This is a genomic window from Pantoea sp. PGP6 (genome assembly GCF_053474785.1).
In genome coordinates, this window is the sequence record NZ_JBQBMA010000001.1 from 2365522 (window position 1) to 2390469 (window position 24948).

Below are 24948 nucleotides of genomic sequence, written 5' to 3' on the forward strand. Positions count from 1 at the left end.
GCATGACTTACTCATTCAGCCAGTGTATTGAGCAGTCCCACCAGCAGGCACTGCGATGGCTGGCCGACGCTTACCTGTTTCATCTGGTGAGCGTGCATCGTCGTCCGGTGTACCGTCATCAGTACGGTGACATATCGCTGAGCCAGCACGCGGTGCAGGGTTTTATTGATACGCACCTGGCAGAAAAGCGCATGACTATCCGTGAACGCCGCAATCGCTATATCACCCTTCTGGATATGGATGCTTTTGCAGTACGCGGCAACTCAGATTTTGTTGACTGGGGAACAGTGCCGCAACTTAAGCCACGAGGCATCCGCTGGATGAATGCCTGCTTCAATCGTTACGGTGAAATGGTCCAGGGCATGGGCGGGCAGGATGCAGTTGAGGCGATGATTAAAAAGGAGCTGGCTGATGAAATTTGAATTTAAGGATCACGGTGCCGTGGCAACGCTGACCATCACCAGCAGCCTGTTTGAGCTGCGCAAACACACCCGGGCAGTTGATGCTGCCCTTCTTTCCGCTGATGTGGTTGCCAGAACGTCAGGCATCTTCATCCGTAAAACAGTAATCAGCGGACCAATTAAACGTGGGCTGCGTGCATATCGCGCGGCCACCAGCGAGGCAGCGAAATGAGCAATATTCAACTGGAAAACGGGCGCATCAACCATGAAGGTCTGAACGGCATTGCTGACCACCTCAGGGCGCTGGCAATTGCTAATAAAACTATCGATAGCATCAAGACGCGCTTAGCTGGGATTGATGAGTCGGATATTGGCCCGTACCGCAGAACGCATGATGCTCTCAGGTCGTGGAGGAAATCCCAGCGCCGGATCACCGAAAGCCTCTCAGTCTTGCGCCGTGAAGAAAAGGAGCTCAACAGAATGCGCTTCAAGTTTGAGAATGAAGAGCTGTTGAAACTCCTGAGCGCTGAAGTGAGTAAATCAGACCTGCAGGTGCTCCGAGTTATGGCCCAGGCAAAAGCAGAGCAACGTTTGCAGGGAATTTTGGAAGAGGCGGTGAGCAATGGCTAATCACGCAATGGCAGACCTCAACGACGCGCTGGTACAGGCCAGCGTCAAAATCGATGACGGGTGCGACCACACACAGCGAATCGTGTGGCAGATGAACCAGAAGCGCTATATGCGTAATGGTCAAAGCCCTGCCCGGCCACCAGCACTGCAGGTAGCGCCGGTGAAGATTGAGCCGAAGAAGAAGCCACGCAAGCGCGGTTACAAAATTGTCCAGCAAGCGATAGGAGCGGTGTGATGGAAAAGCTTAATAACGCGGTGGCGATTCAAAAGACATTCGATCTGCCAGAGGTTGAGAAGTGGCGTTCCCCCGAAGCTGTACGGGCGCAAATGGCGTACAGGAATCTGGTTGAGAAAGCGATTGCCACCGAGGCAGCCGTGCCGGTAGCAGCTCCTGATGGCTGGAGGTTGGTACCGATGGAGCCGACAAAAGAGATGATAGTGGCTGGGCAAGACAAGTTTGAGGAGTGTATCGATTCTGGTTTCGATAGCGGTGAAGATGGCTCAACGCACGAATACAGCAAAATATCATCGGATGCACCTTACCTGGTTTACCTCGCCATGTTGGCAGCAGCACCGGAGGTGGGGAAATGAACTACAGCAAGATGACAGATGGTGAAATCAGTGTGCTGGTCTGCAGGCTGGAAAATCCAAAGTACGAGGCGGAGGTGCACCCCCATAATCCAAAGGGTGCTCAGTACACGCGGAGCTTCGGCAGCATCAGCCATAAGTACACCTTCTGCCCGTGCTCACGAAGTGAAGATGGATTTCAGATTGCAGTGCGGAACCGGATCGCTATTGCGCCGGCATCAAAAACAACGTGGGAAGCGAGACACGAAAGCGGCGCGACAGCCCGTCACAAAAACCCGCTAAGAGCAGCGATGATCGTGTATCTGATGGTGAATAATGAGCAGGAGGTGATTAATGGCTGATACAGAGATGATTTCTGAAAAAGATGTAATGGAAAAGCTGAAGGTGTCATCGCGCATGACGATTTGGACATACACCCACAAAATGGGTTTCCCTAAGCCAGTTAGAAGCCGTCCTAAGCTTTACTTACTGGCTGAGGTGGATAGATGGATACTGAACGGAGGGGTTAACCAGAAATCAGCTTAATTTGCTCGAAAATCTTTTCAGCATAAAGCTCATATGCCGCCTTCTGTTCTGCTAACCAGTCGTGCTTGTTATAAACGGCAAGCACGCCCCCTAAATCATGACCAAGCATCTTCTCGATCACATGAGGTGCAACGCCTTCCTCTGAAAGCCTGGTCGCCAGCGTTCGCCTGAAGTCATGGGCCGTAAAGTCCCCGATGCTCAACTGATCACGCAATAGCCGGATATAACGTGTCGCTGAGCCAATCGACAAGGGGGTATCGCGATCGTAAGCGCCGGGGAAAAGAATTTCCTTTCCTGATGCTTTAGCCTCCTTTAGCAGTGGCAGGGCATGTTTGAATATTGGACGCCTGATTATTTTATCTGTTTTGCTCTTTGCCGCCGGCAACGTCCAAATGTTTTCGTCAAAGTCAAAATCTTGTTTGAGAGCCTCACGCATCTCACTGTTTCGGGCACCATAAAGGATGAGCAATTTAACCAAGCGCTTAGAGGATGCGGTTGCCGTAGTTTTTTCATTTTCCAGCCAAATCTGGGCTAACTGACGATAGGTTAAGACTGTTTCCCCTACCCTTGGTTTTTTACCGAAGTCTTTGGGATCAAGGCGCAGCAGTGTTGGTCCCTCAATGTATTGCCTCCTGGCGCACCAGTCTAAAGCCCCCCGGAGATGCACGAGCAGCTTTCTGGCTTTGATCGGGTTAGCCTGTTCTTGCTTGGTGAAGTAATCTACCCAAGTGCTGACATTTATATCCTCTATTGGAATACCCTCAAACACACCCTCCATCTCATTAAGAACAATGCGCTTATAAACCTCTTGGGTACTTTTCCTTAACGACTGCAGGACATAGTTATTCCACCAGTAGTTGATGCAATCCTGAAGTGTGGGGCGAAATTTAACCTGTGGCTTATGGTGCTTAGGGTCTTTACCTTCTCCTAGCGACTCTTTGAATTCCCCTACTTTTATTCTGGCATCCCTCAGCGATATTTCCGGGTATCGACCAATGCCGAGGCGATGCTGCTTGCCATTAAACCGGTATCTGTACTGAAAGCTGATAATGCCCTTAGGCGTAATACGAATTCCCAGGCCATCTGCGTCAGTTAACTCAGGCGGTCCGCCATAGGGCTTGCCGTGCAAGCCTCTCAGCTTTGTGTCACTGATAGCCATATATGTACTCATCTAATTTTATTGGTACTCACATTGTACTTGATCATCACTGGACAAAGGAATACCCGAAGATACGCACAAAGACGGAGGAGTACATAGGGACCATGATAATCACATATTTTTCAATTAGTTAATTACATACTTAGCCGTATAAATACGTAAAGATACCTATAAATACACTCAAGATAGAACCGGCAAAACTCTAAACATAACAGGCAAAACTACGCTCAGGACCTGCAGCTGTCGATCCGTGGCTTTGGCTCACGCTCGACCTATGGCGTGCGCGGTTTACGCATCTACGTCGACGGCATTCCGGCCACCATGCCGGACGGCCAGGCGCAAACCTCAAATATCGATATCGGTTCAATCGATCACGTTGAAGTCCTGCGCGGGCCGTTTTCCGCGCTGTACGGCAATTCCTCTGGCGGGGTGGTGAATGTCACTACTCAGGCCGGGCAACAGCCGCCCACGCTGGAGGCCAGCAGCTGGTACGGCAGCTATGGTAGCTGGCGCAACAGCGTCAAAGCCAGCGGCGCGACCGGTGATGGCAGCCACGCCGGGGATGTGAACTACACCGTTTCCGCCTCACGCTTTACCACTCACGGCTATCGTGATCACAGTTCGGCGCAGAAAAACCTCGGCAATGCGCGGCTCGGGGTGCGCATTGATGATGTCAGTACCTTAACCCTGCTGTTTAACAGCGTGCATATTGATGCGCAGGACCCGGGCGGGCTGACGCCGTCCCAGTGGCGCGACAATCCGCGTCAGGTAGTAAGCAACGTTTCGCTCTACAATACCCGTAAAACTGTCGATCAGACCCAGGGCGGCCTGCACTACCAGCGCCAGATGAGCGACAACGACGATCTCAGCGTGATGGTCTACGCCGGGGTACGGGAAACCACCCAGTTTCAGTCGATTCCCGCCAGCGTACAGACCAATCCCAGCCATCCCGGCGGGGTGATCGACCTGACCCGCCATTATCAGGGGATCGATACCCGCTGGACGCACCGCGACACGCTGCTGTCGATTCCGGTGACCCTGACCGGCGGTCTCGACTACGAGACCATGACCGAACGGCGTAAAGGCTATGAGAACTTCACCGTCAGCAACGGCGTGACGCATTACGGCGATCAGGGCAACCTGCGCCGCAATGAGCGTAATCTGATGTGGAACCTCGACCCCTATCTGCAGACGGCCTGGCAGCTGACCGATAAGCTGTCGCTGGATGCGGGCGTGCGCTTCAGCACCGTCAACTTCGACTCCAATGACTTCTACGTTGTCAACGGCAACGGTGACGACAGCGGCAATGCCCGTTATCACAAATGGCTGCCAGCGGCGTCGCTGAAATATGCGTTTGATCCGAGCTGGAACGCCTATCTTTCGGCCGGTCGCGGCTTTGAAACCCCGACCATCAATGAGCTTTCTTACCGTTCTGATGGTCAGTCGGGCCTGAATCTCGGCCTGAAACCGGCCACCAGCGACACGCTGGAGATCGGCAGCAAAAAACGGATTGGCAATGGGCTGGTCAGTGCGGCGCTGTTCCAGACCGATACCCAGGATGAAATTGTCGCTGACGCCAGCAGTGGCGGACGCACCACCTATAAAAATGCCGGGGAGACCCGCCGCCGCGGACTGGAGCTGGCGTTAGATCAGCAGTTTGGCTGGGACTGGCAGCTTAAAATGGCCTACACCCTGCTGGATGCGCGCTATCGCAGCAACGCCTGTGGCAGCGACAGCTGTGACGGCAACCGCATTCCGGGCATCGCCCGCAATATGCTGTACGCCGGACTGGGCTATGTGCCGGAACAGGGATTCTATGCCGGGGCTGAAATGCGTTATCTGAGTCAGATCGCCGCTGACGATCAGAATGATGTCAAAACGCCGTCCTACACCGTGGTTGGCCTGAACAGTGGTTATAAGTGGCAGGTCAGCGACTGGACGCTGGATCTGTTTGGACGGGTCGACAACCTGTTTGACCGCGAGTACGTCGGATCGGTGATCGTCAATGAGAGCAATGGTCGCTACTTTGAATCAGCACCCGGCCGCAATTACAGCGTCGGGTTAACCCTCGGCTACGCCTTCCGCTAAAACAAGTCGGGCCACCATCGCGGTGGCCCGACTGTTAAGATCACACGCTAATCAGGCGCGCGAACTCAGCTGCGCCAGAATATCCTCACAGCTGCCGGTTTCGCCTAACCGTGGGAAGATCAGGTTGACGCTGTTGTTGTGAGTATTGATGTCTAAATCGGTCATTGCGTCAGTGGCCAGCGTGACATTGTAACCTAATTCATACGCCTGGCGTGCGGTCGATTCGACCCCAATGCTGGTGGCGATGCCGCAAATCACCACCTGAGTAATGCCGCGCTGCTGCAGCTGCTGGTGCAGTGGCGTAGCGTGAAAAGCACCCCAGGTCTTTTTAGTGATGGTCAGGTCGTCCTGCTGCGGCGTCATTTCCGGCACCAGGGTGGCCCAGTCGGCCGGCAGTTCGCCGCCATGCCGTGCCTGTTCAGTACGTCCCGGCGCACCGCCCGCCACGTTAACCAGTACCACTGGCAGATCGCTGGCACGAAACGCCTGTGCCAGGCGCGCGCACTGCTCAATCACCGGCTGCGGCTGATGGACCAGCGGCAGCGCAACGATGCCGTGCTGCAGGTCGATGACAATCAGCGCCGTTTTCGCATCAAGTGTGGTTACAGCCATCTTTAGTCCTCTCAGGGTTCATGTTCAGTCAGTCGTTGAAGTAAAGGGATGGCGTCAATCAGCTGCTGTCGCTCGGCCGGGGTAAGTCGCGCCTCAAATGCCTCAATCAGCCAGTCGTCACGCCGGGCACGGCTGGCGGCGATCACCGCCAGGCATGCGTCCGTGGGACGGTAACGGGTTTTGCGTCCGTCATGCGGATCGGGTTCACCGGTCACCATGCCAGCCTCCAGCAGCGTCGCCACGGTGGCCCCCATCGACTGGCTGCGCACACCTTCCGCCGCCGCCAGTTCGGTTACCGTCATCGCTCCGTCGCGCACCAGGTAGCCCAGCACCGCCACCTGCGACCAGGTAAGTTCACCTGGTGGCGCAGACTCACGCAGTTTGCGGCCCAGCTTGCCCACCAGCATACGCAGCTTGGCAGCAGGTTCGCTTAAATCGCACATCGCCCTCTCCTCAGGTTTGACGGTCAGTATAGAGATACGAAGGTAAACTGTGTAGTTTGTCCTGGTATCAATTTGTAATTTCCGGCCGTTGCAGATAGTGGATCAGGCTGTGAAAGCGCAGCGGCGTGCTGAGCGGGTTGCGGTAGCTGTGCGTGACATCGGCGCGAAACTGAAATGCCGCGCCGCGCGGCAGACGCCGCCACAGATCGCCGACCCCGAGCAGCAACTCCCCCTCAATCACCACCACCTGCTCGATGCAGCCCGCCTCATGCGGCGAAGAGATGCTCTGCGCACCGGCGGCCAGCTCAACTGCCAGCAGGTCGAAGCGCAGCTGCGGATCGTAGGGTAACAGCGGCTGGACCGACATCTCGGCGTTGGGCTGGCTGAAGGCGGCGGGACTGCCTGGTGCGGGCCCGCCCTCAATGAAAAACGAAAACGGCACGTTAAAGCCGGTGGCGATTTTCCACAGTGTCGCCACCGTCGGGCTGGATTCGCCGCGCTCGATCTGGCCGAGCATCGCTTTACTGACGCCGGTGCGTTCGGCGGTCAGCGTCAGGCTCCAGCCGTTGGCCTGACGTAACTGTCTGAGTGCGCTGCTCAGATGGTGTTGAAGATTCCCCATTGCTACTCCCGATGCTGTCGTCAGCCTGTTCGCTGACCTGATGGCGGCAGTGTAGCACTTGTGCGTTATAGCGCATCATGCGACCATGTGCGTTATAACGCACAATTGTGGATAATCAGATGTCTGAAGTCGCCGTACAACCCCGGTTTACCCTGCCGATGCTGGTGTCGGGCTTTGTCGCCGTGCTGGTGGGATACAGCAGCACCGGTGCAATTGTTTACCAGGCTTTTCAGGCAGCTGGCGCGTCGCCCGGTCAAATTGGCGGCTGGCTGGCAGTACTGGGAATTGCGCTGGGCATTGCCTCGCTGGGGCTGTCGCTGCGCTATCGCATGCCGGTGCTGGCCGCATGGTCAACGCCGGGCGCGGCGCTGCTGGCGACCAGCTTTCATGGCATCTCCATCAATGAAGCGGTCGGGGTATTCGTTTTCGCTAACCTGCTGATTGTGCTCTCTGGCGTGACCGGCCTGTTTGCCCGCCTGATGAATTACATTCCCGCCTCGCTGGCGGCGGCAATGCTGGCCGGTATTTTGCTGCGCTTTGGCCTGCAGACCTTTGCCGATTTACAGACCAACTTTGTTCTGTGCGGCAGCATGTGTCTGACCTGGCTGCTGGCCCGTCGCTGGCTGGCGCGTTACGCCATCCTGCTGACCCTGCTGATCGGCGTGGCGGTGGCGCTGGCACAGCGGGCGATCCACTTTCCGCCGCAGCCGATTATGCTGGTGCTGCCGCAGCCGGTGATGCCGCACTTTACCCTGACCACGCTGATCGGCATCGGGCTGCCCTATTTTCTGGTCACCATGGCGTCGCAGAATGCGCCCGGCATCGCCACGCTGCAGGCGCACGGTTATCGTCCGCCGGTTTCAGCGCTGATTGGCTGGACCGGTTTTATCGCGCTGTTACTGGCGCCTTTTGGCGGTTTTTCGGTCTGTGTCGCCGCGATAACCGCAGCGATCTGCATGAGTGACGAGGTGGATGCCGATCCGCAGCGACGCTGGCGGGCGGCGGCGCTGGCCGGCCTGTTTTATCTGCTGGCGGGCGCGTCCGGCGCGCTGATCGCGGTGTTGTTCAGTGCGCTGCCTGCGGTACTGATCCAGGCGCTGGCCGGGCTGGCGTTGCTGGCTACGCTGGGCGGCAGTCTGCAGCGTGCGCTGGAGCAGCCGGCCGAGCGCGACAGTGCGTTAATCACCTTTCTGATGACCGCCTCCGGCGTCTCGCTGCTCGGCATCGGACCGGCCTTCTGGGGACTGGTCGGCGGCGTTATCGCCCACCTGCTGCTGGTGCGTAAGCGCGCCAGTTAGCACTCAGTGCGGTTGTTTTTGCAGCAGCCGGTGAAAAAACCGCTGCATTTGCCCCCTTTTCCGCCGTTTGATTTGTCATTGTCCCGCGTAAAATCAACCCAATCGTCGATAACACGCGATTTTCTGCCTCAGACAACGACCGATAAGGGCCCAACAGGTGGCAAAAACTTTTCTGCGCAGCGGTAATTTAGATGCGGTTCTGGCGTTAGGTGAAAATGGCCAGCCGGTCTATGCCTCAGCGTTACAAATTCGCGAGACCCTGCGTCTGCGCCGTCAGGGCGCACTGGCAGATTGTCTGGCCATTCCGCAGGCCAATGACCGGGGCGATCGCCTCGACTGGTATGCGCCCTTCAGCGGCCGGATGAAATCCTGGCTGGCGGCCAGCGATCATGAGCGTCGTGCCGCCCTGCAACATCTCACCGCCTGCCAGCAGGATATGCAGGCGCTCAGTACGCGCGCGCGCGCGGCAGAGAATCCGGCCATGCGCCTGTTCGGCGCGCTGCTCAGCAAAAGCCTGCAGTTTCCCGATCAGCAGTATGTTTACCTGGTCGATGGCAAACCGGTGATCACCTTCTGGGGCTTTGTCGATGCGCAGGCACGCAGCCGCGATGACGCCCTGGCCTGCCTGCGCGATACGCTGGAAGAGAGCCTGCCGCCCCTGCTGGTCGAGCCACCGCCTGCGCCGGTCGCCGAGCCGGTCAGCATCGAACCGGTGCCGGCCGAGCCGCTGCCGGTCGAGCCGGAACCGGAAGCCGAACCGGTTATCGTGCCTGCTGCACCGGCTGCCGTTACGCCCGCCGCGCCCGCTGCGGCTGGTCGTTTTCGCGTCTGGATGATTGTGCCGCCGCTGGCGATTGCCGCCGCCGTGGTAGTGGCGGTACTGCTGCACCGTCCGCAACCCGTCAGCATTCCGGCCGCTCCGTCGGCGACGCTGGCTGCCGTGCCGGCCGTCAGACCGCCAGCCGTGGTCAACGCCGCTGAGAAACTGGCGGCCACACTGCCGCAAAAACCGGCCACGGTTAGCGCCGCCGCCGCTGCACCTGCCGCCGCGTCTGCTACCCTTGCCAGTGTGGTGACCCCGGCAGTGCCGGCCCGGCCAGACGATCTGATTGTTACCCCGGATGCGGTGCGCGACGGCCAGGTTGAGGTGATTGATGGCCGCTGGCGCGTCACGCTCGGTTCAATGCCGACCGCAACCGGCAAGCCGGCAGTGATGCATTTTCAGTTTAAAAATGGCAAAGGCAGCGTACAGATCGCCCAGGACCATACCCGCTGTAAGGCGGACGTCAGCGCGGCGATGACCAGCGCCGGCAATCTGGTGATCGAAAGCCGCTACACCGCTAAATGCGAGAATAAATCCCGCTATCGCATGCCGCTGCTGATTTGCCATGCCAGCATCGGTGCGGCGGTGTGCGAAGCACAATATGCTGATGACCGGGTCTTCCCGATGACGATTAAGCGTGAGAGTAAATAAACATGCTGGCTCCCCTGATCGATGACAAACAAAAAATCTCGCTGATTGAAAACAGCGGTGTGCAATTTCTGGATTTTGGTCTGCAACTCTCTGCGACCCAGGCGCGCCGTCAGTTCGTGCGCCAGACTGCCAACGGCCCGCTGCTGCGGCTGAATGTTGATGGCAACAGCGGTAAGTTTCTGCTCTACCCGGAAGATGGTGGCGCACCGGAAGTGGTGCGTCCGGAGTCGGACATCGCGCTGGCTGATTCGCTGACCCTGCTCTCCGCCTGCTGGCTGCCGCTGCCGATGCTGCGTTGCGCCAGCGGACGGCGGTTTATTGGCGGACCGGAAAACTGGGCGCGGATGCGTCTGGTGGCGCTGGAGACGCCTGACGCGGCGGGCAATACCCATCGCGTCAGCCTGGCCTTTGATACCCGCTGCGTGGCGGAACAGGATGGCGGAGAGAAGCTGGGCCTGTCGGCAGCCGATGCGCAGAATGGCGTGACCTTTACGCTGGCCTGGCACAACTACGAGCTGGGTGAGTTTCTCGACCACACCTGGGTCGATGGCTGGCTGCGTGAAACCTTTACCGATCGGGTCTCTGACCGCCGCGAGCAGGCGATAAACCAGGCGCTGCGTGAGTTTGAATATCAGGCACACTACCTCAATCTGCTGGAGCTGCTGGGCGAACAGCTGAACCTCAGCGAGATCCACATTCAGGCCGCCACGCTGCAAACCCCCGCGGTTAACGTCGATATCATTCTGGACGTCGGCAATTCGCATACCTGCGGCATTCTGGTGGAAGATCATCCGGAAGAGAGCAACGGACTGAAGCAGACCTATGAGCTGCAGCTGCGTGATTTATCTCAGCCGCATCAGGTCTATAACGAACTGTTTGACAGCCGGCTGGAGTTTGCCGAAACCCGTTTCGGCAAAGAGAACTTCTCGCTGGAAAGCGGCCGCGAACAGGCCTTTATGTGGCCGTCGCTGACCCGCGTTGGTCGCGAAGCGAGCCGTCTGGCCCTGCAGCGCGTCGGCCTGGAAGGCAGTACCGGCCTCTCCAGCCCACGCCGCTATTTATGGGACGAAGCGCGCTACCAGCCAGGCTGGCGCTTTAATAATCCTGGTGCGCAGTCTGAACCGCTGGCCTGTGCCGCGCCCTTTACCACCCTGCTGAACGATGAAGGCCAGCCGCTCTATACGCTGCCGCTGGACGATCGTCTGCCGGTGTTTTCACCGCACTACAGCCGCAGTTCACTGATGACCTTTATGCTGTGCGAGCTGCTGGCCCAGGCCCTGATGCAGATGAACAGCGCCGCCCAGCGTCAGCGGATGCCGCAAAGCCACGCGCCGCGTCAGCTGCGGCATGTGATCCTGACGCTGCCTTCAGCGATGCCAAAACCGGAACGTGAAATTTTCCGCCGCCGGATGCAGGAGGCGATTGCGCTGGTGTGGAAAGCCGAAGGCTGGCTGAGCGACGACGAAGATGTCGCCCCGGCAGGCCCGCGCCACAGCCCGAAACCGTTGCCGGATGTGCAGATGGAGTGGGATGAGGCAACCTGTGGTCAGATGGTCTGGCTGTTTAATGAAACCCAGGTGAACTTTGCCGGTCGCGCCGAAGACTTTTTCAGCAGCATGGCCCGACCGGATCGCCCGCGTGAAGTGGATGAGCTGCCGGGTAAAAGTCTGCGTATCGCCTCAATTGATATCGGTGGCGGCACCACCGATCTGGCTATCACCCAGTACCGGCTGGATGATGGGCTCGGCAATAACGTGAAAATCACCCCGCGTCTGCTGTTCCGTGAAGGCTTCAAAGTGGCCGGTGACGATATCCTGCTGGATGTGATCCAGCTGTGGATCCTGCCGGCGCTGCAACAGCATCTGCACAAAGCCGGACTGACGCTGGCTGAGCCGCTGATGAACAAGCTGTTCGGTCACGACAGCCGGATGGACGGTCAGGCCACCTTACGCCAGCAGGTTACGCTGCAGCTGTTTATTCCCCTGGCGCAGGCGGTGCTTGAGCGCTACGAAAACTGGGATCCGCTGGAGAGTCACGCCGAGATCAACGCGCTGTTTGGCGAACTGGTAGAGCAGTCCCCTGGCGAGGCGGTGCTGGCGTTCGTTAACGGTGAAATTCAGCGTGAACTGGGCGTCAACAGCCGCTTCGACCTGTTGCAGGTGCCGCTGGTGGTCAGCCTGACGCAGCTGCACGGCGAGTTCATGCAGCACCGGATGGCGATTATTCCGGCGCTGCGCTCAATGTGCGAAGTGGTGTCGCTCTATCAGTGCGATGTGCTGCTGCTGACCGGCCGGCCGTCGCGCTTCCCCGGCATTCAGGCGCTGGTCCGCCATCTGCAACCGCTGCCGGGCAGCCGTATTCTGTCGCTGGAAGGCTATCACACCAGCGACTGGTATCCGTTTAACAAGCATGGCCGCATTGATAACCCGAAATCGACCGCCGCCGTCGGCGCGATGCTCTGCCTGCTGGCACTGGACCTGCGCCTCAGCAGTTTCTGGTTCCGCGCCGGTGATTTTGAACCTTATTCCACCATCCGCTACCTCGGTATGCTGGATGAAAACCAGGCCCTGACCGACGAAAATCTCTGCTACAGCGAGATCGACCTCGACGACGCCGGCTTTGCGCTGGATAAGAAAAGCAGCTTCCGCATTCGCGGCAACGTCTGTCTCGGCTTCCGCCAGCTGGATAACGATCGCTGGCCTGCCTCACCGCTCTACAGCCTGACGCTGAACGATGCGACTCTGGCGCGTAAAGTGGCCGGTGAAAGCGTGTTGCGCATCAAGCTGGCGGTGAAAGATGGCCCGGATGCGCCCGGTCCGGAAACGCTGGTGCTGAGCGATGCGCGGCTGGATGATGGCACCCGCGTGCCGCTGGAGCAACTGAGTCTGAAACTGAATACCCTGTCAGCCACCGGCAACGCTAATGCGCAGTACTGGATTGACAGCGGGAGCGTATGTAAACGATGAAAGTCCTGAAACCCCGCCAGCCGCAGACGCTGGCTAAACGCCTTAACCTGCTGCAGGACGCCCTGAGCAACAGCCTGGCCTGGATTGAAACCACCCGCGAACAGTCGCCACGACTGGCGCTGGAAGCGGAAACCCTGTCCCTGCAACTGCGTCAGGCGCGGGTGCAGACCCAGGCGCTGGCACAGCAGGTGGTGCGGCCGGTGACGCTGGCGCTGTTTGGTCAGTCGCAGGCCGGTAAAGCCTGGCTGCTGAACGAGATGGTGGCCGATGCGCAGGGCCAGCTGGTAACCCGGCTGGGCGACAAATCGCTCAACTATTTTCAGCACATTAACCCCGGCAACCTCGATTTTGCGACCGCGACCCGCTTCTGTCATCAGCGTGAGCCGCTGTCGGGCGAATGGCCGGTCGAACTGACGCTGCTGACGGAAGCGGAAATCATCCGGCTGGTGATCGCCAGCGCACCCGATAGCGTGCCGCCGGATGTGGCGCTGATAGACAGTGGCTTACAGCGTTTGCAACGCCATTGCCTGACCAGCCCGCTGCCCGGTCTGGAGAGCGATGCGCTGGTGACGCTGTGGTCATGGTGCCGCCGCCGTCAGCATTATGACGCGCGCCTCGATCGTCACTTCTGGCCGCAGGCGGTTGAACTGGCACCGTGGCTGAGCGTCGACGATCGGGTACAGCTGTTTTCGCTGCTGTGGCCGAATCAACCGGCGCTCAACGATACCCTGCGCAGCCTGCTGCATTTACGCCACCAGCTGCGCAACAGCAGCCGGGTGCTGGCTCCGCTCAGCCTGCTGACTGACGCCGCTCTGCTGCCGGCCGAGCAGCTGATTGTGCCAGCCAGCGAGCAGGATCTGCAGCAGCCAATCGACGTCTGCCCGACCAACGGCAACCGCATCGGCAAGCCGCAAAGCGTGGCGCTGGGGTTACTGGCGTTGCTGACGCTGGAGGTGGTGATCCCGCTGAGCTCGACGCCGCGCACCGCGCTGTATGATGAGGCCGATATGCTCGAGCTGCCCGCACCGGGCCAGCCGAATGATGAGGCCGCCGCGGAAGATCGCCTGCGCCTGCAACAGCGCGATCCGCTGCGCGCAGCGCTGCTGGAACAGAAACGCGCCCTGCTGCCCGGCCTGTATGCCGCGCGTCAGGCCATCGACCTGCTGCTGGTCTGTACCGCCGCCAGCCAGCGTCAGGATGCCGATCGCGTCAGCCAGTCGCTGCGTGAATGGCAGCGTCTGCAACCGACGCTGGAAGCGGTGGAAAAACCCCGGCTGATCTGGGCTATCACGCCGCATGACGCCCGTCATCAACAGATTAACGTCGATGAAGCGGTGCAACGTCAGATGGGACAACCGGGACGACACTGGGGATCGATGCTGGCGCTGGATCGGGCGGGCGTCGATCGCATGGCGAGCTGGTTACAGGATGAGATGCAGCCGGAAGCCCGTCGCGATCTGCTGCTGAGCCAGCTGGTACAGATTCAGCACACCGTGGTTGAGCGGCGTTTACTGCCGTGGACCGAGGCGGGTGCCAGCCCGGAGCAGGCAGCGCGCAAACAGAATATCGCCGATACCCTGCTGAAATGTTTACAGCACCGTACCGGCCTGCATGGCGAACTGCTGGAACGTCTGCAGCCGCCGCGTGAAGCGCTGCGCCAGCTGTGGCTCAATCAGTCGAGCCTGAGCAGCAGCACGCCGCATCCGCAGGCACCGGAAAATCAGTTCGGCATTGGTTTTGAATTTGATCTGTTCAGCCAGTCAGAGCCGGAGGTGCCGGTTCAGCCGCGTCAGAGCGGGCACGGCGCACAACATTTTCCGCGCCAGGTGCTGCTGTTGTGGCTCGACCACCTGCGTCAGCTGCCGGAAAATCGCAGCCTGCTGGCGTTGCTGAATATTGATAAGGCGACCATGGAGTGGCTGGTGGAAGAGCTGATTACCGCCAGTTTCCGCATCGACATGACGCAAAAACTGCAGCAGGCGCTGCATGAGCCTGACAGCCACAGCATCACACATGAGTCGCGTGCCGATCGTCAGGTAACCCGGGCCATGACGGTGCTGGGTGACTTTGTTGCCTGGCTCGGGTTTTTGCAGCGTCCGGAGGCGGAGCGTCCGGCCAGCCGCGTTAATCGCGGTCAGGCAATCTTTACCCGTCCGCCGGCCCCGAGCGTCAACTTCAGCGCCGGTCAGCGGCTGACTAAACTGTCAGCGGCCCCGGCCAACCACACCGCCTATTACATCTACGACTGGCTGGTGGGCCTGAATCAGGTGATTATCGAAAACAACGGCTATACCGGCGGCGGCGATTTACCGCTGGCGGCGCGCGAGGCGCTGATCGCCCTGCTTAAACCGCTGCGCGTTTAATCCTTCACCAGGCGCAGTTCGCCGTTCAGCGACTGCGCCGCCTCTTCCAGTAACGCCAGCACCGGAGCCAGATCGGCATGATGTTCGGCGTAATGCTGCAGCCGCACTTCCGCCGGCAAGGCAATACCGCCGGTCAGCCAGTCCCACAGCGCATCCAGGTTGTTGCCAAAATAAGCAGGCGTACCGCCGCTCTGTGCGGCAAACTGCTGGTAGAATGCCGCGCGGCTGGTCAGCTGGCGCAGATCAAATTGCAGGATCAGCATTATCAGGGTACCTGTCGGAAGCTGCGATAGTGATCGGTGGAGAGCAGCACCAGCCCGTCGGAAGAGTAGACCAGCCGGTCGGCGTCGCGGCGTCCGCAGCGATAGTTGACGTCCGCTTCATACCACTGGCGGCCCGCCCGTTGCGGCAGGCGTTTCTCACGGTTGGCGAAGCGATCGCCGCCGATGGCTTTACCGGGCAGCACCTCGCACAGATTGCCTTTGGCCGGATTCCAGCCGCGCTTGCGGGCTTCGCTTTTGGTCAGGTAGTAGTCCGGCAGCTGCTGATGTTGCAGCACCCAGCGCGCCACCGTATGGGCGTCGGTCAGCGTGGCGATGTCTGCCTGAGCAGGTGCCACAGAGGAGTTCAGATAAGGTTTAAGGCCGTAGAAAGCGGCCGCGAGGACCAGGAAAAGTCCAATCCAGAGTTTTTTTGACATGATGGCATCCGTGACGACAGGATGCAGATGATACCAGTTTTGCGCGCCGAAAAAAGCGCGGGCCAGACAGGCTGGCCCTGGCGAGGTTATGCAGCGTGCGAGTCACCGCTGTGTCGACGCCATGCACCCGGTGCGACACCGTACTGACGTTTGAAGCTGCGATTAAACGACTGCTGCGAATCGAAACCTAATGAAATCGCCACGTTAAGGATCGGTTCATCGGTACTGGTCAGGCGATCGGCTGATTTTTTCAGCTTCTTCACCCGGATATATTCACCCAATGGATAGCCGGTGTGCTCTTTGAACATCCGTTGCAGGTGCCATTTAGAATAGCCCGCGCGCTCTGAGACGGTGTCCAGATCCAGCCGTGCTTCGATGTTGTTATCAATCCAGTCGATTAAATCGTGAATAAAGGCGTCACTCATCATTCCAGTCTCTCCCGTCGCCGTGGCGAACAGTATTAGTATCAGTTGCAGTTACACTTAAAGGGTGACTGACTATGTCATTTAATGCAAGTTTTATTAGTACATTAAATGCCGCACATTTCTTAGGGTCTTTTGCCAGCCGCTTAGCTTTTAACCTAGCGACAACAAACCGCACATAAAGTGTATCTGTTATTCTTGCAGTTGCCAGCGACGCAAGCCTACACTCCTCGCGATTAATTGCAATCTTAAAAGTTGCAAATATTGGCCTGCGGGTCGGTTTCACTTATCGCGGAATAACAACAATGATTACCAACTGGGTTCGTCAGGGTTTTACCCTTTTAGGGATGGTACTGCTCATCAGCCAGCTAAGCGGTTGCGATGACGGTGTGGCACAAAACGCCCCGCCGCCGCCGCCCGAGGTCAGTGCCGCACCGGTGCTGATCAAGCCGGTCAGCCAGTGGGACAGTTTCAATGGCCGGGTTGAGGCGGTGCAGAGCGTGCAACTGCGTCCGCGCGTCTCAGGCTACATTGAGTCGGTTAATTATCGCGAAGGCGATGAGGTGAAGAAAGGTCAGGTGCTGTTTACCATCGACGACCGCAGCTATCGCGCGGCGCTGGAGCAGGCCAAAGCGGAATTAGCCCGCGCCCGCAGCCAGGCAAGCCTGGCCCGCAGCGAGTCGGGACGCAGCGAAAAGCTGATTGGCAGCCAGGCGATTTCGCGTGAAGCGTGGGAGCAGCGCCGTTCGGCCGCCAGCCAGGCGCAGGCGGATGTACTGGCCGCTGAAGCCGCCGTCGATATGGCGCAGCTGAATCTCGATTTTACCCGCGTTACCGCGCCGATTGATGGCCGCGCCAGCCGGGCGATGATCACCGCCGGCAATCTGGTGACCGCCGGCGATAGCGCCAGCGTACTGACCACGCTGGTCTCGCAGCAGAGCATGTATGTCTATTTCGACATCGATGAAAACACCTTCCTGCACTATCAGGCGATGGCGCGTCAGGGCCAGCAGCGCCATGCGTTGCCGGTTGAAATCGCGCTGGTCGGCGAACAGGGCTATCCGCATCAGGGCAAAGTGGACTTCCTGGATAACCAGCTGACCGCCAGCACCGGCACCATTCGTATGCGCGCCCTGCTCGACAATCAGCAGCGTCAGTTTACGCCAGGCCTGTTTGCCCGGGTCCGTCTGCCCGGCAGCGCGCAGTTTGAGGCGGTGCTGATTGATGACAAAGCGGTGTTAACCGACCAGGACCGTAAGTATGTCTACGTGGTAGACAGCGCAGGCAAAGCTCAGCGCCGTGATATCGATCCTGGCGCGATGGTGGACGGTCTGCGCATCGTCAAATCGGGCCTGAAATCGGGCGATCGGGTGATCATCGCCGGTCTGCAAAAAGTGTTTATGCCCGGCATGCCGGTCACTGCTCAGCAGGTCGCCATGCGTGCGGCAACCGCTCAATAATCTGAGGCCGTTATGGACTTTTCCCGCTTTTTTATCGACCGGCCGATCTTTGCGGCGGTGTTATCGATTCTGATCTTTGTCACCGGGCTAATCTCTATTCCGCTGCTGCCGATCAGTGAATATCCCGATGTGGTGCCGCCCAGCGTGCAGGTGCGTGCCGAATATCCGGGCGCGAACCCGAAAGTGATTGCTGATTCGGTGGCGACGCCACTGGAAGAGGCGATCAACGGGGTCGAAAACATGATGTACATGAAATCGGTGGCCGGTTCTGACGGCGTGCTGGTGACCACCGTCACCTTCCGTCCTGGCACCGATCCCGACCAGGCTCAGGTTCAGGTGCAGAACCGCGTGGCGCAGGCGGAAGCGCGGCTGCCGGAAGATGTGCGTCGGCTGGGTATCACTACCCAGAAGATGTCACCGACCCTGACGCTGGTGGTGCACATGTTCTCGCCCAACAACACTTACGATTCGCTCTATCTGCGTAACTACGCCACGTTGAAGGTGAAAGATGAGCTGGCGCGTCTGCCGGGTGTCGGCCAGATTCAGATTTTCGGTGCCGGTGAGTATGCGATGCGCGTCTGGCTCGATCCGAATAAAGTGGCGGCGCGTGGCCTGACCGCCTCTGATGTCGTCACCGCGATGCAGGAGCAGAACGTGCAGGTTTCTGCCGGTCAGCTGGGTGCCGAGCCGCTGAAAAAGCAGAGCGATTTTCTGCTGTCGATCAATACGCAGGGGCGGCTGGAGAGCGAACAGCAGTTTGGCGACATCATCTTAAAGACTTCTGAAGATGGTTCACTGGTGCGGCTGCGCGACGTGGCACGTATCGAAATGGGCTCCGGCAGCTATGCCCTGCGCTCGCAGCTGAATAACAAAGATGCGGTCGGTATCGGCATCTTCCAGGCGCCCGGCGCTAACGCCATTGACCTCTCCAATGCGGTGCGCGCCAAAATGGATGAGCTGGCGACCCGCTTCCCCAATGACGTGAAATGGGCCGCACCTTACGATCCGACCGTCTTCGTGCGTGATTCGATTAAAGCGGTGGTGCAGACCCTGCTGGAAGCGGTGGTGCTGGTCGTACTGGTGGTGATCCTGTTCCTGCAAACCTGGCGCGCCTCGATTATCCCGTTGCTGGCAGTGCCGGTTTCGGTGGTTGGTACCTTTAGCGTGCTCTATCTGCTCGGCTTCTCGCTGAATACCCTGAGCCTGTTTGGTCTGGTGCTGGCCATCGGGATTGTGGTGGATGACGCCATCGTGGTGGTGGAAAACGTCGAGCGTAACATTGAGATGGGGCTGACGCCGCGGGCGGCGGCGCATCAGGCGATGCGAGAGGTCTCCGGACCGATCATCGCCATCGCACTGGTGCTGTGTGCGGTGTTTGTGCCGATGGCGTTTTTGTCAGGCGTGACCGGTCAGTTCTACAAGCAGTTCGCCACGACCATCGCCATTTCAACGGTGATCTCAGCGATTAACTCGCTGACGCTCTCTCCGGCGCTGGCGGCGATGCTGCTGAAAGATCATCATGCGGCCAAAGATATGCCGACCCGGATTATCGACCGGCTGTTTGGCTGGCTGTTCCGGCCGTTTAACCGCTTCTTCCAGCGCAGCGCCCACGGCTATGAAACCATGGTCGGTAAAACCCTGCGTCGGCGTGGTGCGGTATTTGGCGTCTATGTGCTGCTGCTGGCGGGTGCCGGTTTCATGTTCCACAGCGTGCCGGGCGGCTTTATTCCGACCCAGGATAAGCTCTACCTGATCGGCGGCGTTAAGATGCCGGAAGGCTCGTCACTGGCGCGCACCGATGAAGTGATTCGTAAGATGAGCGAAATCGGCATGCAGACCGAAGGCGTGGCGTATGCGGTGGCGTTTCCTGGCCTGAATGCGTTGCAGTTTACCAATACCCCGAATAGCGGCACGGTGTTCTTCGGCCTGAAACCGTTCAATCAACGCACCCACACCGCGGCGGAGATCAACGCCGAGATTAACGCCAAAATCGCCCGGATTCAGCAGGGCTTCGGCTTCTCGATCATGCCGCCGCCGATTCTGGGACTGGGCCAGGGTTCGGGCTATTCGCTCTATGTGCAGGACCGCGCGGGCCTCGGTTATGGTGCGCTGCAGACCGCCATCAACACCATGTCGGGTGCCATTATGCAGACGCCGGGTATGCACTTCCCTATCTCCTCGTATCAGGCGAACGTTCCGCAGCTGGATGTGCAGGTTGACCGGGATAAAGCCAAAGCCCAGGGCGTGTCGCTGACCGATCTGTTCAGCACTTTGCAGACCTATCTCGGTTCGTCTTACGTCAATGACTTCAACCGTTTTGGTCGCACCTGGCGCGTGATGGCCCAGGCTGACGGTGATTTCCGCGACAGCGTGGAAGATATCGCCAACCTGCGGACCCGTAACGATCGCGGCGAGATGGTGCCGATTGGCAGCATGGTGACCATTTCGACCACCTACGGTCCCGACCCGGTGATTCGCTACAATGGCTATCCGGCCGCCGACCTGATTGGCGATGCCGATCCCCGGGTGCTCTCATCAGCCCAGGCGATGGCTCAGCTGGAAACGATGTCCGGTCAGCTGTTACCCAACGGCATGAACATCGAATGGACCGATCTGAGTTATCAGCAATCGACCCAGGGCAATACGGCGCTGATTGTGTTCCCGATGGCGGTGTTGCTGGCTTTCCTGGTGCTGGCCGCGCTGTATGAGAGCTGGACCCTGCCGCTGGCGGTGATCCTGATTGTGCCAATGACCATGCTCTCTGCGCTGGTAGGCGTCTGGCTGACCGGCGGCGATAACAATGTGTTTGTGCAGGTCGGACTGGTGGTGCTGATGGGGCTGGCCTGTAAGAACGCGATTCTGATCGTTGAGTTCGCCCGCGAGCTGGAAATGCAGGGCAAAGGGATTGTCGAGGCGGCGCTGGAAGCCTGTCGCCTGCGTCTGCGTCCGATCGTGATGACCTCCATTGCCTTTATCGCCGGAACAATTCCGCTGATTCTTGGCGAAGGTGCAGGTGCGGAAGTCCGCGGCGTGACCGGTATTACGGTGTTCTCCGGCATGCTCGGCGTTACGCTGTTCGGGCTGTTCCTGACGCCGGTGTTCTACGTCACCTTACGTAAGCTGGTGACGCGGAAAGCGAGCAAAACCGCGTTACAGACGGTATAAACTGCAAAAGGGCGACCGCAGGGTCGCCCTTTTTTTGGCTGTCGTTGCGAGCCACTGAATCTGCTCTCGCGGCTGCTGAAGATGGCAGGCAAGATAATTCGCCGTTATTCATCGCCGTGTTGAGCCGGAGATTGACACTAAAAAGCCCGCCAGGGCGGGCTTCAGACACCGGTTCACTGCCATGCGCTTTGCGGGCAACAACGGCGTTAAGTATGGATTTGGATTTGCGCTTTGCGTCCCAGTTGGGCCAGCGCCAGTTCCACTTTTTCGACTTTTGACGAGTGTTCAACATCCAGCAGGCGATCAACCTGAGGGCCATTCACGCCCAGTCGACGTGCCAGATCGGCTTTTCGGGTTCCTGTTTCGATCATGGCGTTATATAAGGCGGCTTTCATCGCCACCAACACCGGCAGATAAACCACATATTCGCCCGGCTGCGGTTCGCTGGCTGACGGGATGGGACGGCGCATATCCATTTCAAGCGAGATTGCGGTGACAATTCCATCTTCCGCTTCTAACAGCGCGCCATCAATCGTGTCGCCTACCGAATGCATTAACGGTAAATCCCGGCATGACACTTCATAACAGCCACTTTGTGCATCATGGTTTAATCTGACTGCGTAATTAAACATACCCTTACCTCATCAATCTCAGGATTACAGCCCCAGATCCTTTAAAATTTTTTTGCGGGTTCCCTCGGGCATTTCCTTTGCACCGTGATCGGGAAAAACAGACTGCCTCGCGCCCAAAAACACTTTGAAATGGCTGCTTCCGCTACGGTGCTTTATTAAAATGGCGCCCTGTTGTAACAGCCAGCGCCGAAATTCACTGTATTTCATCGCGATCCCTCGCTTCAGTTCAACCGTCACTAATCATAACAACAGTGATGCCTTATACAACACTTATGTTTATTTTGTCTGTTTTTCAATCATAACTGACCGGAATAAATGATTTTGCAGGCATAAAAAAAGCCGCATCAGCGGCCTTTTTTACACAGATCATCAATCTCATCGGGCTCCGGTTCCGGAACCGCCGTGCAGTTGCTGGTGTCGCGTTTCTTCAGCTCATTAAGCGCATCTGCGACGGTGCGTTTCGCCAGCACGTCCAGCGACGCCTGCTCGGCTTCATCGGCAATCGATTTGAAGTACCAGCAGAGATTGGCGCTGACCAGGCAACGTGGCGCGACATCGGGACGCGCCGCCCAGATTTTTTTGTCTTCAATGACCGAGACGTAGATGTCACGCAGGGTAATCTCTGCTGCGGGGCGACCCAGATGGATCGAACCGGTACGACCCAGCGTCGAGACGATAATGCCGTCACGGGTCAGCGGGACCATTAATTTTCGAATGAAACTGGGATTCGCTTCCAACCCGTAGGCCAGAATCGCGCTGGTAGAGCGTTTTCCCATTTGCTCCGCCATCGCTACGCTCAGAACCATTTGCAAAGCTGTCGGGAAGCGGTAATCAAGCATTTCTTTATCCTGAGTTGCGGTGCATCTTATTGTTTTATTGCCGCATAAGTGAACAATCAATGAGCAATAAATATAACAAACACTGTTGCTTTTTAGAAGCAAGCCAGCGGTGACAAGGCACGTATTCACCAAAGCCGGCAGCCTGATAGCACAAGGTGCTTAGCCTGCTAACAGCCCGCGTCATCGGCGTTCCGCGCAGTCAGCATGCTACGCGATGTCGGCTGGCGCGGCGGGTAACCGGTGTTTCAGTATCATCACCAACACCACGTTAAAGATTGCTAACGCGCAAAGCAACCACAGTGTTGCTGAACCCCCCATCCTTTCAAATACATAGCCGCCGATCAACGGCGTCAGCGCCTGTCCCATCAACGCCGGGCGGGCCATCCGGCCCACCACAATCGCATAAGACTCTGGTTTGACCATCGCCAGCGGTAAAGTTCCGCGCACAATGGCACGTAAACCATTTCCTGCGCCGTAAAGCACCATGCTCAGCAGCGCCATCTGCGGTGCCAGTGCCAGCAACAGCAAGCCAAGCGCCACCAGGCCGACCGAGAAAAAAGTGGTGCGAATCGGATGGCTGCGCTTAAAGGCGACATCGACAATCCGCGCCCCCACCTGACACGGTCCCAGCACCGCGCTGATTGCCAGTGCCGAGGTCAGCGTGTGGCCACTGGCCTGCAACAGGGTAATCAGCTGCACGGAAATGGCGGTCATGATTACCGATGCCAGGGTGAAGATGGCGCACAGCAGCCAGAACAGGCCTGGGGCAATTTCAGCGGAGGACGATTGCGGGCTACGGGTGTTAACCGGCCTTACCGCCCGCGTTGCCGGTAAAGCATACAGATACGCTGGCAGCACGCAGAGCGTTAACAGCCCGGCAATCGCCAGACAGGCGCCCCGCCAGCCGAGGGCGTGAATCAACAGCGCCGTGCCCGGCCATACCAGGGTGGTACAGAAGCCGGAAATCAGGGTAATGCCGGTAATCGCTGCGCGCGCCTGAGCGCCATAACAGGTGCCGAGGGTAGCAAACAGCGCATCATACAGCCCCATCGCCATCCCGACGCCGATAATCACCCAGGCGAACAGCAACAGCGGCAGATGATAGCTGAAAGCCATGATCACCAGCCCCAGCGCCATCACCGCCCCACTCATTGCCAGCAGCAGGCGGCCACCGGTGCGGGCAATAATCCGGCCGCTGAGCGGCGCCAGCAGTCCTGACACCAGAATGCCGGTCGACAGCGCGCCATAAATCCACTGCTGCGACCAGCCGGTTTCCATGGCGATCGGGTTCGCCATCACCGCCATCAGATAGAACGATCCGCCCCACGACAGTATCTGTATCGCGCCGAGCGTAATAATGGCGGCGACGCCGGGTTTGTTGGTCTGGTTCACATCAGCTATCCGTTAGCGGGCAAACCATTTTTATAACATGTTCTGAGATAAGGAAAAATGCATGCCGCCTTTTGCGCCTGCTTACGCCCGGATGGCGGCACGGTTGTTAACGGTATTACTAATAGTATGTTGTAACTAGTGTCGCTATTGCGTCCAGTCACCGCTTCTGCCACATTATGTACGTTGTAACTATGGAGGCTCAACATGGCGCGCTACGACTTAGTGTCAGATATGCATCAATGCGTAAACGATTTAGAACAGGCGCTGGGCGAGCTGCGCCAGCAGATTGAGGCCCAGCCGTTGCTGATTGCCCGGGTATTCAGCCTGCCGCCGATAGTGAAAGGCCGTGAGCATGAGGCGATTACTCAAATCGCGGTGGAGCAGCATCTGGGGCAGCATGCCTTAACGCTGGCGCTGAACCACTACTGCCGTCTGTTCATGCAGCATCAGTCAGAGCAGCTCAGCACCAAGGCGGCGGTCCGACTGCCGGGTGCGCTGTGCATTGAATGCGATGAGCAGCGTGAGGCGGAAATCAGCGCGCTGGTCGACAGCATCAATCAGCTTAAAGCGCGACTGGAGCAGCTGATTACGGTTGAGTCCGGCTTGCCAAGCGAGGCACGCTTCGAATTTGTCCACCAGCATCTGCGCGGGCTGATTACCCTGAATGCCTATCGCACTATCACCCTGCTCAGCGCACCGGACAGCCTGCGTTTTGGCTGGGCGAATAAGCACATCATCAAAAATATGCAGCGTGAAGAGGTGATCGCTCAGCTGGAAAAAAGCCTGAAGGCCGGGCGGGCGCAGGCGCCGTGGTCACGCGAACAGTGGGCAGAAAAAGTGCAGGAGGAGTTAGCCAGCGTGCGCGCCCTGCCCGCCTCGGCCCGGCTGAAAATTAAGCGACCGGTGAAAGTCCAGCCGGTGGCACGGGTCTGGCGTGCCGAACAGAAAAAGCAGACGCAGCTGGCCTGTCCATCGCCGATTCTGGTGATCTGCCGCGACCGCAGCCAGGTGCCGGTGCTGGGTGAACTGCTGAATTACGATGCCGATAACATTACCTATCGCCATAAGCCAGCCGCCGAGCCGCTTAACCTGCTGATCCCGCGGCTGCATCTGTGGGTCGACTGCCCGATTTAAGCCATAAAAAAGGCCAGCACGCGCTGGCCTTTTTA

25 protein-coding genes and 1 pseudogene are annotated in these 24948 nt (G+C 58.3%); 15 read left to right on the top strand and 11 right to left on the bottom strand.

Annotated elements, in window-relative coordinates:
• The first annotated feature begins 2 nt into the window (after window positions 1-2).
• The 7 genes from ACLIBF_RS11495 to ACLIBF_RS11525 are packed head-to-tail and all read left to right on the top strand — an operon-like array spanning window position 3 to window position 2144.
• Window positions 3-422 carry a hypothetical protein gene (locus ACLIBF_RS11495; RefSeq protein WP_448309835.1) on the top strand — a complete coding sequence of 140 codons (420 nt, stop codon included), beginning with the start codon at window positions 3-5 and terminating at the stop codon, window positions 420-422.
• On the top strand, window positions 412-633 hold the full coding sequence (locus ACLIBF_RS11500) for a hypothetical protein (RefSeq protein ID WP_448309837.1): 222 nt from the start codon (window positions 412-414) through the stop codon (window positions 631-633). The genes ACLIBF_RS11495 and ACLIBF_RS11500 overlap by 11 nt, the downstream gene beginning before the upstream one ends.
• On the top strand, window positions 630-1031 hold the full coding sequence (locus ACLIBF_RS11505) for a hypothetical protein (protein WP_448309839.1): 402 nt from the start codon (window positions 630-632) through the stop codon (window positions 1029-1031). The genes ACLIBF_RS11500 and ACLIBF_RS11505 overlap by 4 nt, the downstream gene beginning before the upstream one ends.
• On the top strand, window positions 1024-1266 hold the full coding sequence (locus tag ACLIBF_RS11510) for a hypothetical protein (protein ID WP_448309840.1): 243 nt from the start codon (window positions 1024-1026) through the stop codon (window positions 1264-1266). Before ACLIBF_RS11505 ends, ACLIBF_RS11510 begins: the two co-directional genes overlap by 8 nt.
• A complete protein-coding gene (locus ACLIBF_RS11515) occupies window positions 1266-1622 on the top strand; it encodes a hypothetical protein (protein ID WP_448309841.1) in 357 nt (118 codons plus the stop codon). The genes ACLIBF_RS11510 and ACLIBF_RS11515 overlap by 1 nt, the downstream gene beginning before the upstream one ends.
• Complete coding sequence (locus ACLIBF_RS11520; RefSeq protein WP_448309842.1) at window positions 1619-1960, top strand: phage protein NinX family protein; 342 nt, start codon at window positions 1619-1621, stop codon at window positions 1958-1960. Before ACLIBF_RS11515 ends, ACLIBF_RS11520 begins: the two co-directional genes overlap by 4 nt.
• Window positions 1953-2144: a helix-turn-helix transcriptional regulator gene (locus tag ACLIBF_RS11525; protein WP_448309844.1), complete on the top strand. Its 192-nt coding sequence runs from the start codon at window positions 1953-1955 to the stop codon at window positions 2142-2144. Before ACLIBF_RS11520 ends, ACLIBF_RS11525 begins: the two co-directional genes overlap by 8 nt.
• On the opposite strand, the gene ACLIBF_RS11530 is transcribed toward ACLIBF_RS11525, so the two are convergent.
• Entirely contained in the window at window positions 2125-3303 is a 1179-nt protein-coding gene (locus tag ACLIBF_RS11530) for a tyrosine-type recombinase/integrase (RefSeq protein WP_448309845.1), read from the bottom strand. The two genes, ACLIBF_RS11525 and ACLIBF_RS11530, sit on opposite strands and share 20 nt — an antisense overlap.
• Window positions 3304-3513: 210 nt before the next feature.
• On the opposite strand from ACLIBF_RS11530, the pseudogene pqqU reads away from it, so the two are divergent.
• A pseudogene (gene pqqU, locus ACLIBF_RS11535) lies at window positions 3514-5391 on the top strand (TonB-dependent receptor PqqU); the annotation flags it as partial.
• A 51-nt stretch (window positions 5392-5442) separates the two neighbouring features.
• Here the strand turns inward: pqqU and ACLIBF_RS11540 are convergent.
• The 3 genes from ACLIBF_RS11540 to ACLIBF_RS11550 all read right to left on the bottom strand — a co-directional run bounded on the left by ACLIBF_RS11540 (window position 5443) and on the right by ACLIBF_RS11550 (window position 7068).
• Window positions 5443-6003: an isochorismatase family protein gene (locus tag ACLIBF_RS11540; RefSeq protein WP_316553085.1), complete on the bottom strand. Its 561-nt coding sequence runs from the start codon at window positions 6001-6003 to the stop codon at window positions 5443-5445.
• Window positions 6004-6014: 11 nt separating this feature from the next.
• A complete protein-coding gene (locus ACLIBF_RS11545; RefSeq protein WP_031377886.1) occupies window positions 6015-6446 on the bottom strand; it encodes a MarR family winged helix-turn-helix transcriptional regulator in 432 nt (143 codons plus the stop codon).
• A gap of 67 nt (window positions 6447-6513) precedes the next feature.
• Window positions 6514-7068, bottom strand: a complete 555-nt coding sequence (locus tag ACLIBF_RS11550; RefSeq protein ID WP_031377885.1) for a helix-turn-helix domain-containing protein — start codon at window positions 7066-7068, stop codon at window positions 6514-6516.
• Between the two features lie 119 nt (window positions 7069-7187).
• Here ACLIBF_RS11550 and ACLIBF_RS11555 point away from each other — a divergent pair, with 119 nt between their 5' ends.
• From ACLIBF_RS11555 to ACLIBF_RS11570, 4 genes are all read left to right on the top strand, one after another.
• Window positions 7188-8366 (top strand): benzoate/H(+) symporter BenE family transporter, encoded by a 1179-nt coding sequence (locus tag ACLIBF_RS11555; RefSeq protein WP_152659087.1) that lies wholly within the window; start codon window positions 7188-7190, stop codon window positions 8364-8366.
• 157 nt (window positions 8367-8523) lie between these two features.
• Window positions 8524-9840, top strand: coding sequence for an SrfA family protein (locus tag ACLIBF_RS11560; protein WP_069728271.1), 1317 nt, complete (start codon window positions 8524-8526; stop codon window positions 9838-9840).
• 2 nt (window positions 9841-9842) lie between these two features.
• A complete protein-coding gene (locus ACLIBF_RS11565) occupies window positions 9843-12806 on the top strand; it encodes a virulence factor SrfB (RefSeq protein ID WP_089561528.1) in 2964 nt (987 codons plus the stop codon).
• Entirely contained in the window at window positions 12803-15169 is a 2367-nt protein-coding gene (locus ACLIBF_RS11570; protein ID WP_089561527.1) for a virulence factor SrfC family protein, read from the top strand. Before ACLIBF_RS11565 ends, ACLIBF_RS11570 begins: the two co-directional genes overlap by 4 nt.
• On the opposite strand, the gene ACLIBF_RS11575 is transcribed toward ACLIBF_RS11570, so the two are convergent.
• The 3 genes from ACLIBF_RS11575 to ACLIBF_RS11585 form a co-directional block, all read right to left on the bottom strand.
• Window positions 15166-15432 (bottom strand): barstar family protein, encoded by a 267-nt coding sequence (locus ACLIBF_RS11575; RefSeq protein WP_031377981.1) that lies wholly within the window; start codon window positions 15430-15432, stop codon window positions 15166-15168. The two genes, ACLIBF_RS11570 and ACLIBF_RS11575, sit on opposite strands and share 4 nt — an antisense overlap.
• A 2-nt stretch (window positions 15433-15434) precedes the next feature.
• Window positions 15435-15869 carry a ribonuclease domain-containing protein gene (locus ACLIBF_RS11580; RefSeq protein WP_031377980.1) on the bottom strand — a complete coding sequence of 145 codons (435 nt, stop codon included), beginning with the start codon at window positions 15867-15869 and terminating at the stop codon, window positions 15435-15437.
• Window positions 15870-15955: 86 nt separating this feature from the next.
• Complete coding sequence (locus ACLIBF_RS11585) at window positions 15956-16297, bottom strand: helix-turn-helix domain-containing protein (RefSeq protein ID WP_009090299.1); 342 nt, start codon at window positions 16295-16297, stop codon at window positions 15956-15958.
• Window positions 16298-16596: 299 nt separating this feature from the next.
• On the opposite strand from ACLIBF_RS11585, the gene ACLIBF_RS11590 reads away from it, so the two are divergent.
• Both ACLIBF_RS11590 and oqxB read left to right on the top strand, forming a co-directional pair.
• A complete protein-coding gene (locus tag ACLIBF_RS11590; protein ID WP_046288335.1) occupies window positions 16597-17751 on the top strand; it encodes an efflux RND transporter periplasmic adaptor subunit in 1155 nt (384 codons plus the stop codon).
• A 12-nt stretch (window positions 17752-17763) separates the two neighbouring features.
• The gene (oqxB, locus tag ACLIBF_RS11595; protein WP_031377624.1) at window positions 17764-20916 is read left to right on the top strand and encodes a multidrug efflux RND transporter permease subunit OqxB; all 3153 of its coding nucleotides are present in this window, start codon (window positions 17764-17766) and stop codon (window positions 20914-20916) included.
• 206 nt (window positions 20917-21122) lie between these two features.
• Here the strand turns inward: oqxB and ACLIBF_RS11600 are convergent, their stop codons facing one another.
• The 4 genes from ACLIBF_RS11600 to ACLIBF_RS11615 form a co-directional block, all read right to left on the bottom strand.
• Window positions 21123-21548 carry a hypothetical protein gene (locus ACLIBF_RS11600; protein ID WP_279810286.1) on the bottom strand — a complete coding sequence of 142 codons (426 nt, stop codon included), beginning with the start codon at window positions 21546-21548 and terminating at the stop codon, window positions 21123-21125.
• A gap of 24 nt (window positions 21549-21572) precedes the next feature.
• Window positions 21573-21755: a type II toxin-antitoxin system HicA family toxin gene (locus ACLIBF_RS11605; RefSeq protein ID WP_031377622.1), complete on the bottom strand. Its 183-nt coding sequence runs from the start codon at window positions 21753-21755 to the stop codon at window positions 21573-21575.
• A gap of 137 nt (window positions 21756-21892) precedes the next feature.
• Window positions 21893-22387, bottom strand: a complete 495-nt coding sequence (locus ACLIBF_RS11610) for an RrF2 family transcriptional regulator (protein ID WP_031377621.1) — start codon at window positions 22385-22387, stop codon at window positions 21893-21895.
• Window positions 22388-22594: 207 nt separating this feature from the next.
• Window positions 22595-23779 (bottom strand): MFS transporter, encoded by a 1185-nt coding sequence (locus ACLIBF_RS11615; RefSeq protein ID WP_069728264.1) that lies wholly within the window; start codon window positions 23777-23779, stop codon window positions 22595-22597.
• A gap of 204 nt (window positions 23780-23983) precedes the next feature.
• On the opposite strand from ACLIBF_RS11615, the gene tus reads away from it, so the two are divergent.
• Window positions 23984-24913, top strand: a complete 930-nt coding sequence (tus, locus tag ACLIBF_RS11620; RefSeq protein ID WP_046288336.1) for a DNA replication terminus site-binding protein — start codon at window positions 23984-23986, stop codon at window positions 24911-24913.
• Window positions 24914-24948: the final 35 nt, after the last annotated feature.

What these genes read in the sequence shown, in the direction of transcription:
- ACLIBF_RS11495 (WP_448309835.1), top strand. Translation starts at nt 3, where the DNA reads ATGACTTACTCATTCAGCCAGTGTATTGAGCAGTCCCACCAGCAGGCA.
- ACLIBF_RS11500 (WP_448309837.1), top strand. Translation starts at nt 412, where the DNA reads ATGAAATTTGAATTTAAGGATCACGGTGCCGTGGCAACGCTGACCATC.
- ACLIBF_RS11505 (WP_448309839.1), top strand. Translation starts at nt 630, where the DNA reads ATGAGCAATATTCAACTGGAAAACGGGCGCATCAACCATGAAGGTCTG.
- ACLIBF_RS11510 (WP_448309840.1), top strand. Translation starts at nt 1,024, where the DNA reads ATGGCTAATCACGCAATGGCAGACCTCAACGACGCGCTGGTACAGGCC.
- ACLIBF_RS11515 (WP_448309841.1), top strand. Translation starts at nt 1,266, where the DNA reads ATGGAAAAGCTTAATAACGCGGTGGCGATTCAAAAGACATTCGATCTG.
- ACLIBF_RS11520 (WP_448309842.1), top strand. Translation starts at nt 1,619, where the DNA reads ATGAACTACAGCAAGATGACAGATGGTGAAATCAGTGTGCTGGTCTGC.
- ACLIBF_RS11525 (WP_448309844.1), top strand. Translation starts at nt 1,953, where the DNA reads ATGGCTGATACAGAGATGATTTCTGAAAAAGATGTAATGGAAAAGCTG.
- ACLIBF_RS11530 (WP_448309845.1), bottom strand. Translation starts at nt 3,303, where the DNA reads ATGGCTATCAGTGACACAAAGCTGAGAGGCTTGCACGGCAAGCCCTAT.
- ACLIBF_RS11540 (WP_316553085.1), bottom strand. Translation starts at nt 6,003, where the DNA reads ATGGCTGTAACCACACTTGATGCGAAAACGGCGCTGATTGTCATCGAC.
- ACLIBF_RS11545 (WP_031377886.1), bottom strand. Translation starts at nt 6,446, where the DNA reads ATGTGCGATTTAAGCGAACCTGCTGCCAAGCTGCGTATGCTGGTGGGC.
- ACLIBF_RS11550 (WP_031377885.1), bottom strand. Translation starts at nt 7,068, where the DNA reads ATGGGGAATCTTCAACACCATCTGAGCAGCGCACTCAGACAGTTACGT.
- ACLIBF_RS11555 (WP_152659087.1), top strand. Translation starts at nt 7,188, where the DNA reads ATGTCTGAAGTCGCCGTACAACCCCGGTTTACCCTGCCGATGCTGGTG.
- ACLIBF_RS11565 (WP_089561528.1), top strand. Translation starts at nt 9,843, where the DNA reads ATGCTGGCTCCCCTGATCGATGACAAACAAAAAATCTCGCTGATTGAA.
- ACLIBF_RS11570 (WP_089561527.1), top strand. Translation starts at nt 12,803, where the DNA reads ATGAAAGTCCTGAAACCCCGCCAGCCGCAGACGCTGGCTAAACGCCTT.
- ACLIBF_RS11575 (WP_031377981.1), bottom strand. Translation starts at nt 15,432, where the DNA reads ATGCTGATCCTGCAATTTGATCTGCGCCAGCTGACCAGCCGCGCGGCA.
- ACLIBF_RS11580 (WP_031377980.1), bottom strand. Translation starts at nt 15,869, where the DNA reads ATGTCAAAAAAACTCTGGATTGGACTTTTCCTGGTCCTCGCGGCCGCT.
- ACLIBF_RS11585 (WP_009090299.1), bottom strand. Translation starts at nt 16,297, where the DNA reads ATGATGAGTGACGCCTTTATTCACGATTTAATCGACTGGATTGATAAC.
- ACLIBF_RS11590 (WP_046288335.1), top strand. Translation starts at nt 16,597, where the DNA reads ATGATTACCAACTGGGTTCGTCAGGGTTTTACCCTTTTAGGGATGGTA.
- oqxB (WP_031377624.1), top strand. Translation starts at nt 17,764, where the DNA reads ATGGACTTTTCCCGCTTTTTTATCGACCGGCCGATCTTTGCGGCGGTG.
- ACLIBF_RS11600 (WP_279810286.1), bottom strand. Translation starts at nt 21,548, where the DNA reads ATGTTTAATTACGCAGTCAGATTAAACCATGATGCACAAAGTGGCTGT.
- ACLIBF_RS11605 (WP_031377622.1), bottom strand. Translation starts at nt 21,755, where the DNA reads ATGAAATACAGTGAATTTCGGCGCTGGCTGTTACAACAGGGCGCCATT.
- ACLIBF_RS11610 (WP_031377621.1), bottom strand. Translation starts at nt 22,387, where the DNA reads ATGCTTGATTACCGCTTCCCGACAGCTTTGCAAATGGTTCTGAGCGTA.
- tus (WP_046288336.1), top strand. Translation starts at nt 23,984, where the DNA reads ATGGCGCGCTACGACTTAGTGTCAGATATGCATCAATGCGTAAACGAT.